The organism is Nocardia sp. NBC_00416, from assembly GCF_036032445.1.
Taxonomy (GTDB): Bacteria; Actinomycetota; Actinomycetes; order Mycobacteriales; family Mycobacteriaceae; genus Nocardia.
In genome coordinates this window covers 1494988-1508135 of sequence record NZ_CP107932.1, presented here as the reverse complement: position 1 = coordinate 1508135, position 13148 = coordinate 1494988, and the positions used below count along the sequence as shown (strand labels likewise).

Annotated in this window: 10 protein-coding genes; 6 read left to right on the top strand and 4 right to left on the bottom strand. The window is 68.7% G+C overall.

Translation table 11 applies throughout. From position 1 onward, the window contains the following. Positions 1–37 precede the first annotated feature (37 nt). Positions 38–1363, top strand: a complete 1326-nt coding sequence (locus OG804_RS06710) for a family 1 glycosylhydrolase (RefSeq protein WP_328394973.1) — start codon at positions 38–40, stop codon at positions 1361–1363. A 68-nt stretch (positions 1364–1431) separates the two neighbouring features. Here OG804_RS06710 and OG804_RS06705 read toward each other — a convergent pair whose 3' ends face one another. The 3 genes from OG804_RS06705 to OG804_RS06695 form a co-directional block, all read right to left on the bottom strand. Beyond that, the gene (locus OG804_RS06705) at positions 1432–2796 is read right to left on the bottom strand and encodes an MFS transporter (RefSeq protein WP_328394971.1); all 1365 of its coding nucleotides are present in this window, start codon (positions 2794–2796) and stop codon (positions 1432–1434) included. A 67-nt stretch (positions 2797–2863) separates the two neighbouring features. Further along, positions 2864–3778 carry an NAD(P)-dependent oxidoreductase gene (locus OG804_RS06700; RefSeq protein ID WP_328394969.1) on the bottom strand — a complete coding sequence of 305 codons (915 nt, stop codon included), beginning with the start codon at positions 3776–3778 and terminating at the stop codon, positions 2864–2866. A gap of 95 nt (positions 3779–3873) precedes the next feature. Further along, entirely contained in the window at positions 3874–5079 is a 1206-nt protein-coding gene (locus OG804_RS06695; protein WP_328394967.1) for a PucR family transcriptional regulator, read from the bottom strand. A 105-nt stretch (positions 5080–5184) separates the two neighbouring features. Between OG804_RS06695 and OG804_RS06690 the strand changes: the two genes are divergently transcribed. The 4 genes from OG804_RS06690 to OG804_RS06675 all read left to right on the top strand — a co-directional run bounded on the left by OG804_RS06690 (position 5185) and on the right by OG804_RS06675 (position 10606). Then, positions 5185–6357, top strand: coding sequence for a thiolase domain-containing protein (locus tag OG804_RS06690; RefSeq protein ID WP_328394965.1), 1173 nt, complete (start codon positions 5185–5187; stop codon positions 6355–6357). Then, positions 6357–7976 (top strand): AMP-binding protein, encoded by a 1620-nt coding sequence (locus OG804_RS06685; RefSeq protein ID WP_328394963.1) that lies wholly within the window; start codon positions 6357–6359, stop codon positions 7974–7976. Before OG804_RS06690 ends, OG804_RS06685 begins: the two co-directional genes overlap by 1 nt. Continuing rightward, the gene (locus OG804_RS06680; RefSeq protein WP_328394961.1) at positions 7973–9349 is read left to right on the top strand and encodes an FAD-binding oxidoreductase; all 1377 of its coding nucleotides are present in this window, start codon (positions 7973–7975) and stop codon (positions 9347–9349) included. Before OG804_RS06685 ends, OG804_RS06680 begins: the two co-directional genes overlap by 4 nt. A 150-nt stretch (positions 9350–9499) precedes the next feature. Next, positions 9500–10606, top strand: a complete 1107-nt coding sequence (locus tag OG804_RS06675) for an AI-2E family transporter (protein WP_328398272.1) — start codon at positions 9500–9502, stop codon at positions 10604–10606. Between the two features lie 2 nt (positions 10607–10608). On the opposite strand, the gene OG804_RS06670 is transcribed toward OG804_RS06675, so the two are convergent. After that, the gene (locus OG804_RS06670) at positions 10609–11271 is read right to left on the bottom strand and encodes a TetR/AcrR family transcriptional regulator (RefSeq protein WP_442941856.1); all 663 of its coding nucleotides are present in this window, start codon (positions 11269–11271) and stop codon (positions 10609–10611) included. A 153-nt stretch (positions 11272–11424) separates the two neighbouring features. Between OG804_RS06670 and OG804_RS06665 the strand changes: the two genes are divergently transcribed. After that, a complete protein-coding gene (locus OG804_RS06665; RefSeq protein WP_328394959.1) occupies positions 11425–13143 on the top strand; it encodes a GMC family oxidoreductase in 1719 nt (572 codons plus the stop codon). Positions 13144–13148 lie beyond the last annotated feature (5 nt).

Genomic DNA, 13148 nt, shown 5'->3' with positions numbered 1-13148 from the left:
GAGGCGGCGACCGAGCACAGAACAGGAGACCGATCCGATGGGTTCACTGAACCGTCGTCGATTTCTGACCACCAGCGCTACCGCCGCCGGCGTCCTCGCCTTCGGCGCCGGCCGGGCCGCGGCCCGGCCCGCTCCCCCGGTCGAGGTCGCTGCGCTGGGTCCCGACTTCCTGTGGGGCGTCGCGTCTTCGGGGTTCCAGTCCGAGGGACGGGCGCCGGACAGCAACTGGACGCGCTATATCGCCGCCGGGAAGACCGAGGACCCCTACCTCGATTCCGTCGATTTCTACACGCGCTACCGGTCCGATGTCGAACTCGCCGCGGAACTCGGAGTGCGGGTGTACCGAATCGGGATCGAATGGGCGCGAGTACAACCGCGGCCCGGCGAATGGGACGAGAACGGATTCCGGTTCTACGACGATGTCATCGGCGCCATCCGCGCGGCCGGCATGCGGCCGATGCTGACCCTCGACCACTGGGTGTATCCGGGCTGGGAGTTCGACCGGGGCGGCTGGCGGCGCGCGGGAATGGTCGACGACTGGCTGGCGAACGCCCGGACTGTCGTCGACCGGTACGCGCCCCACGACCCGCTGTGGATAACGTTCAACGAACCCGCGGCCTATCTGATGAACGAGGCGCGACACGGCGGCATCGGGGTGATCGACATTCCCGCCGTGCAGGATCGGATGGCAGCCGCGCACAACGCCGTCTACGACCACATCCATCAGGTGCAGCCGGGGGCGATGGTCAGCAGTAACGTCCCCTACATCCCGACCGCCGAAGATGTCGTGAACGGGGCATTCCTGGACCGTATCGGCGCGAAAATCGACTATGTGGGGATCGATTACTACTACGGCTTCTCCCCCGAAAGTGTGCTCGCCCAGTTCCCCGACCCCGGGAAACTATGGACGCTGTCATTGCAATCGGAGGGTATCTACTACGCGCTCGACCACTACGCGCGCCGTTTCCCCGGCAAACCTCTCTACATCGTCGAGAACGGGATGCCGACCGAGAACGGCCGGCCGCGCGCCGACGGGTACACCCGGGCCGATCTGCTCCGCGACACCGTCTACTGGTTACAGCGCGCGGCCGCCGACGGCATGAACCTCATGGGCTACAACTACTGGAGCCTCACCGACAACTACGAATGGGGTTCCTACACACCGCGGTTCGGGCTGTACACGGTCGATGTCCGCAACGATCCCGGCCTCACCCGCCGTCGCACCGACGCTGTAGCGGCCTATACCGCCATCACCCGCGCGGGCGGCGTGCCCGGAGACTACCGGCCCACCCGGGCCCCGGCCCGCTGCTCGATCGCGGACGGGCTCGCCAGCTGTACAGATCAGGTCACCGTACCGCGCTGATCCGCGATACGGTGACCTGATCTCCATCCCCGCTCCCCCGCTCGATTCCGAGCGGGAGGCAGAGCGGCCTAGTGGACCTGCACCGGAGTGGGAGCGGTCGGGAGACTCCCGGATTCTGCGGCGGCGTCACCGAGCGATCGCCACCGCGACACCACCCACGCGATCACCGCCGACATCGCCGACAGGCCGGCGATCAGGTACAGGCCCATATCGTCGCTGCCGGTGAGGTCCTTCACCCACCCGAAGAGGTAGGGCCCCGCGAAACCGCCCAGGTTTCCCACCGTGTTGACCAACGCCAGGCCCGCTGCCGCCGCGGTGCCCGCGAGAAATTTCGTCGACATGCCGAAGCACAGCGGTATACCCGAGCACAGGCCCATCGCGGCGATCGCGACGCCCACGAGGATGCCGTAGGGGGAATCGACCCAGATCGCGAGCAGGATACCCACCGTGCCCAGCAGCGCGGAACCCGCCACATGCAGCGGAACCTCGTCCTTGGCACGCGAATGCCACGCCCAGAACAGGGTGAAGACCACCGCGCACCCGTAGGGAACCGCCGTCAGCAATCCGACTTCGAAGATCGAGTACTCGACGTCGAAGCGGTTCTGGAATCCGTCGATGATCGTGGGCAGGAAGAAACTGATCGCGTACAGGCCGTAGACCAGACCGAAATAGCCCAGCCCGAGCAACCAGACCTTGCGATTACCCAGCACACCGCGGACGCTGTGACCGGACTTCTCCTCGCCGGCGTCTGCCGCGACATCGGCTTCCAGTACTTCGCGTTCGGCGGCGGTCAGCCACCGGGCGTTCGCGGGACGATCGGGCAGCAGGAACAGACACGCCACACCGAGCAGCATCGCGGGTACCCCGGTCACCAAGATCATGAACCGCCAACCCTCCAGGCCGAACAAGCCCTCACCGCTCTGCACCAGCCAGGAGGCCAGCGGCGAGCCGATCGTCGACGACAACGGGATGCCGACCAGGAAGAGCGCGAAAGCCTGGGCCCGATCCCGCTGCGCGAACCAGTAGGTGAGATACAGCAGGATGCCCGGGGTGAAACCGGCCTCGGCCACACCGAGCAGGAACCGCAGGCAGTACAGCATCGTGGCGTTCTGCACGAAGGCGGTCAGCGCGGCCACTATCCCCCAGGTGATGAGGATGCGGGCGATCCAGACCCGGGCGCCGAACTTGTGCAGCGCCAGATTGCTGGGGACCTCCAACAGGATGTAACCGATGAAGAAGATTCCCGAGGCGATGCCGAACATCGTCGCGGTGAGCCCCAGCGCGTCGTTCATACCGTTCGGACCGGCGATACCGATATTGCTGCGATCGAGATAGTTGACGAAATAGCAGAGCAGCAGGAACGGCATCAGCCGGACCAGCACCTTGCGGCGAACGACAGGGCGCAGCGCGGCGGCAGTGGAAAGGGACATCATTGTGACTTTCGATGGTAGGTAGGCGGGTCCGCGGGGTCGCACGCGGCGTGGCGGACGAGGGCGGCGCTCAGCCGCGGCGGAAGACCTCGACGATCCCGGAATCGTCGCCGTCGCCGAACCCGAGCTCGGCGGCCTGTGCCCAGGCCCGGCCGGCCGCGCGGGTGAGCGGGGCGTGCGCGCCACTGTCCTCGGCGGCGGCGCGCACCAGACCGCTGTCCTTGACGAACACCGACAGCCGGGTCTCGGTAGGGCGCTGCTGCGCGGGCAGGCACATGCGCGGACCACGATCGGCGAGCATCCACGACGATGCGGCGCCGGTCGGCAGTAGTCGCTGCACCAGGACCGGGTCGAGACCGAGCCGCTCGGCGAACGCGATCGCCTCGCCCGCGGCGGCCAAGTGGATGCCGGCCAGCATCTGGTTCACCAGCTTGAAGGATTGACCGTCACCGAGTCGCGGTCCGACCAGGTGGACGGTGCCCACGACCTCGAGCGCCCGGCGCGCGTCGGTCAATGTTTCCTCCGCACCGGCAGCGAACAATGTGAGCGTCCCGTCGGCGGCACCGGCGACCCCGCCGGTGACCGGGCAGTCGAGCAGGCGCAGGCCGTGGCGCTCCGATACCGAGGCCGCGTCGCGGAGCAATTCGGGACCGACCGTGCTCATCACGACCAGTACCGCGCCGCGCAGGCCGCCGCCCGTGACGACCGGGGCGGTGAGCAGCTCTCGGAGCTGGGCGCCGGTGGCGACCATCGCCAGCACGATATCGCTGCCGGCGACGATGCCGAGATCGTCGTCGGCCTGCATACCCTCGGCACGGCACTGCGCGACCCGGGCGGGCGAGATATCGACGGCCCGGACGGAGAACCCGTGTGCGTGCAGCCTGCGGGCCATGGGCAAGCCCATGGCGCCCACGCCGACGATGCCCACGGTCGGCGGGGCGGCGCGGTCCGGGCTCGGCCGGAGAAAGGGGTCGGTTTGCGTCACGTCACGATCGTGCATCGCATGTGATCGGGGTCACGACCGTCAGGCGTCGGGATCTGGCCGGGCTTTTTCCACTCTCTGTAGGAAAACGACGGTCATCAGCCGAGAACGTCCAGGACGTGCATTCCGAGATGCAGCGTCAGGCGGACGCGGCCGTCGGCCAGATCGACACCGCTGAACTCCTCGATGCGCTGTAGCCGGTAGTAGAGCGAGGTGCGGTGCAGGTGCAGCGCTTCGGCCGTCGCCGGTGACGAGCCGGCGTGATCGAGATAGCAGCGCAGGGTGTGCACGAGACGCCCGTGCGGGTCATGGGCGCGCAACCGCACCAGCGGCTCGGGCAGCAGCGATTCGGTGAGCTCGCTGTCGGGGATCTTCAGGATCAGTTCCAGCGGGCCGAGTTCCTCGGCCAGCGCGGTTCCTCGGAACACGGCCACCCGGTCGGCGGCGCGCAGCGCGATCTCGGCCTCGGAGTAGGCACGATGAGCATCGAGCAACTGGTCACGCGTCCGGCCGATACCCACGAGCGAGGCCGTTCCCTCGCCGAGCACTCTGGTGAACGCGTCACGCAGTGCGCCGGCCTGCTCGCACAGCCGGTCCGGGCCCGGGGGCCGGTCCCAGGTCTGCAGTAGCACCCCCCGGCTGTCCAGCACCACGCCGACTGCGTATCCGGACCGGGCGCGAGCCACCCCGGAGGTGGCGATCCGCAGGGCCAGAGCCGTTTCGGTGGCGTCGGCGGAGGTGCTGTCCCGGACCGGCTCCATCGCGGTCACCGAGACATGCGGAGCCTGCCGGAGGGCGCCGTGGCGCTCCAGCTCGCGAATCGTCGCGGCACGGCGGGCCGGATCCGGTCCCAGCAGGTCTGCGACCGTGGCCTCCAACTCCCGGCGCAGCCGGTCCTGGCCGAGCAGCTCACCCAGCAGCAGAACGCCGATCTCGCGGCCGGTGCGGACCACCTCCTGCTTCTCCATCTCGGTGATGGACTGGTCGCCGTCGATCACCAGGAGCAGCCCCAGGAGCTGCCCCTGCCAGCGGATCGGTTGGCACAAGCGGCTCTTCATGCCCAGGTCGTCGCGGGCAGGGATCACGCCGGGCGCGTTCCAGCGGGTGACCCCCTGCCCGAGGATGTAGCCGATCGCGGCGCCGCCGACGTCGCGCTGCAAGACCGCGCGCACCCGCTGTTCGTCCGCGTCGCCGAAGTGGCGGCTCGCGACGATGAGGTTCACCTCGGGATCGTCGAGCACCACCGACCGGCCGAGTTGTTCGGCGAGGGTGTCGACGAGGCGTTGTAGTTCTCGTTCCGCCATGACCTCACTGTCCCACCGGCTTCCTACAAAGCGAGGAACGGGCCCCGCGATATCCCTTCCCGATGCGGTGGTGCGCGGAGTAACGCGTCTCACACACTGGGCGGTATGAGCACAGATCCCTTCCTGATCGGGTGGGCGCACACCGTTTTCGGCAAAACGGCTCCCGAGATCACCGTCGAGGACCTCATGGCCGAGGTCTCCGGCGCCGCAGTCGCCGACGCCGGGCTGTCGGCCGACGATGTGGACGCGGCGTTCGTGGGCGTATTCAACTCGGGGTTCTCCCGTCAGTCCTTCGAGGCCGCACTACTGGGCGCGGGCCGTCCTGAACTGGCCCGGGTGCCCGCCGCCCGCCAGGAGAACGCGTGCGCCACCGGCAGCGCCGCCCTGCACGCCGCGATGGACCATATCCAGTCCGGGCGCGGGCGGGTCGCCCTGGTGGTCGGCGCGGAGAAGATGACCGGTGTCGGCGCGGAGGTGGTCAACGACGCCCTGCTCGGCGCCAGTTACCGCCGCACCGAAGAGGACGCCGGAAGTTTCGCCGCGATCTTCGGGCGGCTCGCCGATATCTACGCCGACAGATACGGCGATCCGCGGGTGGCGCTGGCGCAGATCGCGGCGAAGAACCACCGCAACGGGGTCGCCAACCCGTGGGCACAGATGCGGCGCGACCTGGGCTTCGAATTCTGTTCGGCACCCTCGGAGAAGAATCCGGTGACCGCGGGACGGCTGTTGCGCACCGACTGTTCGCTGGTGTCCGACGGTGCGGCGGCGCTGGTGGTGGCCTCCGCCGATATCGCCCGCAGCGCGCGGCGGCGGGTGCGGGTCGCGGCGCGAGCGCACGCCAACGATGTCTTCGCCGTCGCGAACCGCGAGGATCCGATCGCTTTCGACGGGGCACGGCGGGCATTCGGTCGCGCGCTGGCGGATGCGGGGATCGGACTGGACGGGCTCGACCTCATCGAAACCCATGATTGCTTCACGCTGGCGGAGCTGATCCAGTACGAGGCGTTCGGCCTGGCCGAACCGGGCAAGGGCGCCACGGTGCTCGCCGAGGGTGTCACCGACCGGGACGGACGGCTGCCGGTGAACGTCTCCGGGGGCCTCAAGTCCAAGGGGCATCCGGTCGGTGCGACGGGAGTGTCGCAGCATGTGATGGCCGCGCTGCAGTTGACCGGAGAGGCCGGCGACATGCAGCTGCCGAAGGCGGACCGGGCGGCAGTGTTCAACATGGGTGGCGCCGCGGTGGCGAACTACGCGTCGGTGCTGGAGGTCGCGTGATGGGGACACCGTCGAACCGGGCGATGAACCTCGCGCATTTCCTCACCCAGACCGCGCGCCGGTTCGGCGATCGGGAGGCCGTCGTCCATGGCGATACCCGCTGGTCATGGCGCGAACTGGACGACCGGGTGTCGCTGCTCGCCGCGCATATGCGCAGCCGCGGCATCCGCGCCGGCGACTGCGTGATGCTGCACAGCCCGAATCATCCCGAATTCGTGCAGGCGATGCTCGCGACCTGGCGGGTCGGGGCGGTGCTGGCGCCCACCAATTTCCGGCTGACAGCCGCCGACGTCTCGGTGATCGCGCGCGTGTGCAAGCCGCGACTGCTGCTGGTGCACACGAGTCTGACCGACCAGGCACCCGAGATCACGGCGGCCGGCGGGCCGGACTGCGCGACGATGGTCATCGACGGCACCGGTCCCGACGCCGTCGGCGCGTTACCGCAGGACGGGCCGCGGCTGGGCGACCAGGACGTCACCGTGGGACAGCACGCCTGGTATTTCTTCACTTCCGGAACGTCGGGACCGCCGAAAGCCGCGGTGCTCACCCACGAGCAGATGGGTTTCGTCACGCTCAATCACCTGTGCGATCTGATGCCGGGCACCGGCGTGGACGATGCCTCGCTCGTGGTGGCGCCGCTGTCGCACGGCGCCGGCATCCATCTGCTGCCGCAGATCGCGCGGGGCGCGCGCACGGTGATCCCGGTGGCCGCCGGCCTCGACGGCGACGAGGTCTGGCGGCTGGTCGAACAGGAACGGGTGACCAATATGTTCACCGTGCCGACGATTCTGAAAATGCTGGCCGAACATCCGGCCGCGCAGACGCGCGACCACTCCTCGCTGCGGTACGTGATCTACGCCGGGGCGCCGATGGCCATCGCCGATCAACAGCACGCGCGTCGGGTGCTCGGTGACGTGCTGGTGCAGTACTACGGGCTGGGCGAGGTCACCGGCAATATCACGGTCCTGCCGCCGCATGCGCACGACCATGCACGGCCCGCGGGCGTGGAATTCGGCACCTGCGGATTCCCGCGCACCGGAATCCAGGTCAGCATCCAGGACGACGACGGCGGCGAACTGCCGCCGGGGATGCGCGGCGAGATCTGCGTCGCCGGACCGGCGGTGTGCCACGGTTACCTCGACAATCCGGACGCGAACGCGGCGGCGTTCCGGGACGGCTGGTTTCGCACCGGCGACCTGGGCATGCTCGACGACGAGGGCTATCTGTACGTCACCGGACGGGCCTCGGATATGTACATCTCGGGCGGGTCGAACATCTTTCCGCGCGATATCGAGGAGAAACTTCTGCAACATCCACGGGTGGCCGAAGCCGCGGTATTCGGTATGCCCGATCCCAAATGGGGTGAGGCAGGGGTCGCGGTCGTGGTGCCGCGCGGCGACGGGGTGCTCGACGGCGAGGAATTGCGGGACTTCCTGCGCGGGAAGCTGGCGGGTTACAAGGTGCCCCGGCACGTCGTGGTGTGGCGCGAGCTGCCCAAATCCGGTTACGGCAAGATCGTGAAACGGACACTGCGCGAGATGTTGCTGGCCCGGGGCTGGCCGCCGGCGACCGCGGGATCCGTGCCCGGTGCCGCGGCGCCCGCCGGAGCGCGCCCATGACATCGGTGGTCGATATCCGGGCCGGGTTGCTCGGCGCCCTGGGTCGACCGGCCGACGAGATCGTGATCAGCGACCCCGACATCATGGCCGCGTACACACGGGACGAGTCGCGATTCACCGAGGCCGCGGTGCCGCTGGCGGTGCTCACCCCGCGGTGCACCGATGAGGTGGCGGCGTGCCTGCGGGCGTGCCACGAACTCGGCATCCCGGTGGTGCCTCGGGGCGCGGGCAGCGGGTTGAGCGGCGGCGCCAACGCCGTGACGGGCGGTGTGGTGCTGTCCCTGCACCGGATGAACGCGATCCTGGAAATCGATCCGGTCGAACGGCTCGCCGTCGCGCAGCCCGGTGTGGTGACCGGGGATCTGCGGGCCGCGGTCGCCGCGCAAGGTCTGCTGTATCCGCCCGATCCCGGCTCGGTCGCATTCTGCACGCTCGGCGGCAATGTCGCCACCGGCGCGGGCGGTATGTGTTGTGTGAAGTACGGGGTCACCGGAGACTTCGTGGTGGCGCTGGAGGTGGTGCTGGCCGACGGCCGGGTGATGCGGACGGGCACCCGCACCGTCAAAGGCGTCGCGGGTTACGACCTGACCGGCCTGTTCGTCGGTTCGGAAGGGACGCTGGGCGTCGTCACCGAGATCACCGTCCGGCTGGTACCCGCACCCGGGCCGGCCGCGACCGTGGTGGCGACGTTCACCGACCTGGCGGCGGCCGGTGCGGCGGTCGCCGCGATCACGGCGGCGGGAGTGTCGTGTTCGGCGGTGGAGATCCTGGACCGGACGACACTGCGGGCGGTGGACGGGTACGCGAAGATGGGCCTGGGCGACGCGGCGGCGATGCTACTGGTACAGGCCGACTCGCCCGACGCCGACGCACTGCTCACGCAGGTCGCCGAGCTCTGCCTGGCCGCGGGCGCCGAGGTGGGGCGCAGCGATTCACCCGAGGAATCGGAGATGCTGCTGGAGGCACGGCGACTCGCGCTCCCCGCGCTCGAACAACTCGGCGACTGGCTGCTCGACGATGTCTGCGTGCCACGCGCGAAAGTCGTCGAGCTGATCGAGGCGGTCGAACGGGTCGCCGCCGATACCGGCCTCACCATCGGGGTCTTCGGCCACGCCGGGGACGGGAACCTGCACCCCACCGTCATATTCGACCGGTCCGACGATGTTTCGGTGGCCGCCGCGACGGTCGCCTTCGACGCGATCACCGCGGCCGCGCTCGAACTCGGGGGCACCATCACCGGCGAGCACGGAGTCGGCCGGCTCAAAGCGACCTGGCTCACCCGTGAACTCGACCCGGTGAACATCGCGGTGCAGCGCGAGTTGCGCCGCACCTTCGATCCCCGCGGCATCCTCAACCCGGGGGTCGTGCTCTGAGCCGTGCCGCCCGAGCCCGGCACGCTGCCGAGGGCGGGCGGGTCGTGCAAGACTGGCCGGGTGAACGGGGAGAAGGAAATCCGCGACGAGAGCGACCGCCCTTCCGCCGCCACCCGGCCCGACCGGGGGGACGTACTCGGCTCCGGGTTGATGTGGCTGGCGAAATGGGCGGTGTGCGTGGTTGCCATCGCGGCCGGAGCGTGGGTGCTCGGGTTCGTGGCGGCCCGGCTGTGGGTGGTGCTGTTGCCGGTGTTGCTGGCGATCGTGGTCGCCACGGTGCTGTGGCCGCCCACTCGGCTGCTGGTGAAAGCCGGGTTACCGCCCGCCGCGGCCGCATCGTTGACGCTGATCGGATTCGTGGGCGTGCTGGCGGGCGGTATCGCGCTGATCGTGCCCTCGGTCGTGGATCAGATGCCCGAACTGTCCGACAAAGCCACCACGGGCATCAACACCGTGCGGGACTGGTTGCAGGGTCCGCCGTTGAACATCCGCGACGAGCAGCTGGATTCGGCGGTCGACGCGATGGTGTCCCGGCTGCAGTCCAGTGCCGAGCAGATCGCGTCCGGTGTGTTCACCGGAGTCAGCACCGCCACCTCGGTGCTGGTCACCATTTTCCTCGTGCTGGTGCTCACGTTCTTCTTCGTCAAGGACGGGCCGAGGTTCCTGCCGTGGATGCATCAGGTGCTGGGCGGCCGCAGCGGACGGCACTTCGAGCAGGTGCTGGTGCGAGTCTGGGATGTGCTGGGCGGCTTCATCCGCACCCAGGCACTGGTCAGCTTCATCGATGCCTTCTTCATCGGGCTCGGGCTGGTACTGCTCGGTGTGCCGCTGTGGGGCGTGCTGACGGCGCTGACCTTCCTGGGCGGGTTCATCCCGATGGTCGGCGCGTTCGTGGCCGGTGCGCTGGCGGTGCTGGTGGCGCTGGTCGGCAACGGGTTCACCACCGCTCTGATCGTGCTCGCCATCATTGTCGCGGTCCAGCAGCTCGAGGGAAATGTGCTGCAGCCGGTGCTGCAGAGCCGGACCATGAAATTGCATGCGGTGGTCGTGCTGCTGGCCGTCACCGGTGGCGGCACGCTGTACGGGATCACCGGCGCGTTCCTGGCGGTGCCGGTGGTCGCTGTGGTGGCGGTGGTGATTCGCTATATCAGCGAGCAGATCGACGAGGCGGTCGCGCGGTCCGGCCCCGACGACGAGACCGGCGGCGAGCCGGAACCGGCGACGACCGACGAGCCCACCGGAACCCTCGAGAAGTAGGGCTATGCCGGTCGCATGCCGAGCAGGATTTCCCATTCCGCGATATGGGTTTCGAAGACCTGCGCGCGGTCGGTGAAGGTGTGCGCACCGTACATATCGAAGACGTCGAAGCTCACCGCGCCGAACAACGCGCACCACACGGTGAGCCCGCGGCCGAGCAACCAGTCCGGCAGCTCGAGGCCGAATTCGTCGCGGATCCGGGTGAAATCGCGGACGATCGGCCCGGCGAGGGGCAGCGCCTCGGCCGGCGGGGTGAGCAGATCCCGGCGATGCGCCTGGTCGAACAGACGCAGCAGCGTGGCGATCACACGGGTTCCGGGAGTGACGGTGCGGTCGGCGGGAGCGGCGTACCCGGGCACGGGGGTGCCGAACAACAGTCCGTACCAGGCCGGTTCGGCCAACCCCCAGGCGCGGACGGCGCGGGCGGTGACACGGAACTGTTCGATCGGGTCGTCCGGCGCCGCGGCGAGGGCCGTGTCGACGGCGTCGCCCAGCGCGTCGTAGCCGTCGACCACCAGCAAGGTCAGCAGTTCGTCACGGCTGCGCACGTAGCGGTATACCGCCGAGGACACGACACCCAGATCGCGGGCGACCGCGCGTAACGACAGGGCCGCGGCGCCGTCGGTGGCAAGATGTTCGCGCGCGATGCGCTTGATATCGGTCATCGTCTGGACTCGGGCGCGAGCGCGTGGGGTGGTCACCAGAGCAGCCTGACCAATTTCGAGAGCACTGTCAACAAAAGTGATCGCCGCTCCCCATTCATTATGTTAATGTTACCGCCAGTCACTGATGACCCTTCCGAACCAAGGAGAAGTCCCATGTCCGAGGCGGCCACGGATTTCGATGTACTCATCGTCGGCTCCGGGTTCGGCGGCAGTGTCAGCGCACTGCGTCTGGTCGAGAAGGGTTATACCGTCGGAGTTCTGGAGGCGGGACGGCGCTACGCCGACGACGAACTCCCGAAAACCAGTTGGGACCTGCGCAAATTCCTGTGGGCGCCGAAACTCGGCTGCTACGGGATCCAGCGGATCCACCCGCTGCGCAATGTGCTCATCCTCGGCGGCGCGGGCGTCGGCGGCGGTTCGCTCAACTACGCCAACACTCTCTACGTGCCGCCGGAGCCGTTCTTCCAGGACCCGCAGTGGCGCGATATCACCGACTGGCGCGACGAGCTCACCCCCTACTACGAGCAGGCGAAACGGATGCTCGGAGTGGTGCAGAACCCGCATATGACACCGGCCGACGAGGTCTTCCGACAGGTCGCCGAAGATATGGGCGTCGGCGACACCTTCGTCCGCACCCCGGTCGGGGTGTTCTTCGGCGAAGCCGGCGAAACCGTGGACGACCCCTATTTCGGCGGTGTCGGCCCGGCCCGCACCGGCTGCCTGGAGTGCGGGGACTGCATGGTCGGCTGCAAATTCGGCGCCAAGAACACCCTCGTGAAGAACTACCTCTACCTGGCTGAGCAAGCCGGGGCTCAGGTCGTCCCGATGACCACGGTGACCGAACTGCGGCCCCAGGCCGACGGCGGCTGGGCAGTCTCGGCGCAGCGGACCGGCGCATGGGTACGCACCCGCCGCACCACCTACACCGCACGACATGTCGTGGTGGCCGCGGGCACGCTGGGGACCCAGCGCCTGCTGCACGCCATGCGGGATCGGCGTGTCCTGCCGGAACTGTCGGACCGGCTCGGGCTGCTCACCCGGACCAACTCCGAATCCATTGTCGGCGCGGCCACCAAGAAGCTCGCCCCAGGACAGGATTTCACCCGCGGCGTCGCGATCACCTCGTCGATCCATCCGACCCCGGACACCCATATCGAGCCGGTCCGCTACGGGCGAGGTTCGAACGCGATGGGGCTGCTGCAGACACTCATGGTCGACGGCGGCGGCCGGGTACCGCGCTGGCTGCGGTTCCTCGGTATCGCGCTGCGGCATCCGCTGCTACTGCTGAGCTTCATGAGCGTCCGCAACTGGAGCGAGCGCACCATCATCTCGCTGGTGATGCAGCATCTGGACAACTCCATCACCACCTACACCACGCGCGGGCTGTTCGGCCGGAAGCTGACCAGTAAGCAGGGCCACGGTGAACCGAATCCGACCTGGATCCCGGCGGGCAACGAGGCGACCCGCCGAGTCGCCGAACAGATCGGCGGAATCGCCGGCGGGACCTGGGGCGAAGTGTTCAACATCCCGCTCACCGCGCATTTCCTCGGCGGCGCCGCGATCGGCGCCGACCCCGGCACCGGAGTGATCGACGCCTATCACCGGGTGTTCGGCTACCCGACCCTCAGCGTCGTGGACGGGGCCGCGGTCTCGGCCAATCTCGGCGTCAACCCCTCACTGACCATTACCGCACAGGCCGAACGGGCCGCCGCGTACTGGCCGAACAAAGGCGAACAGGACACCCGCCCCGCACAGGGCGCGCCCTACCGCCGGATCGCTCCGGTGGCGCCGAAGTCCCCGGTGGTACCGGCCTCGGCGCCGGGCGCTCTGCGGTTGCCGATCATCCCGGTCACCGACCCCGCCGCCGGCTGATCCGG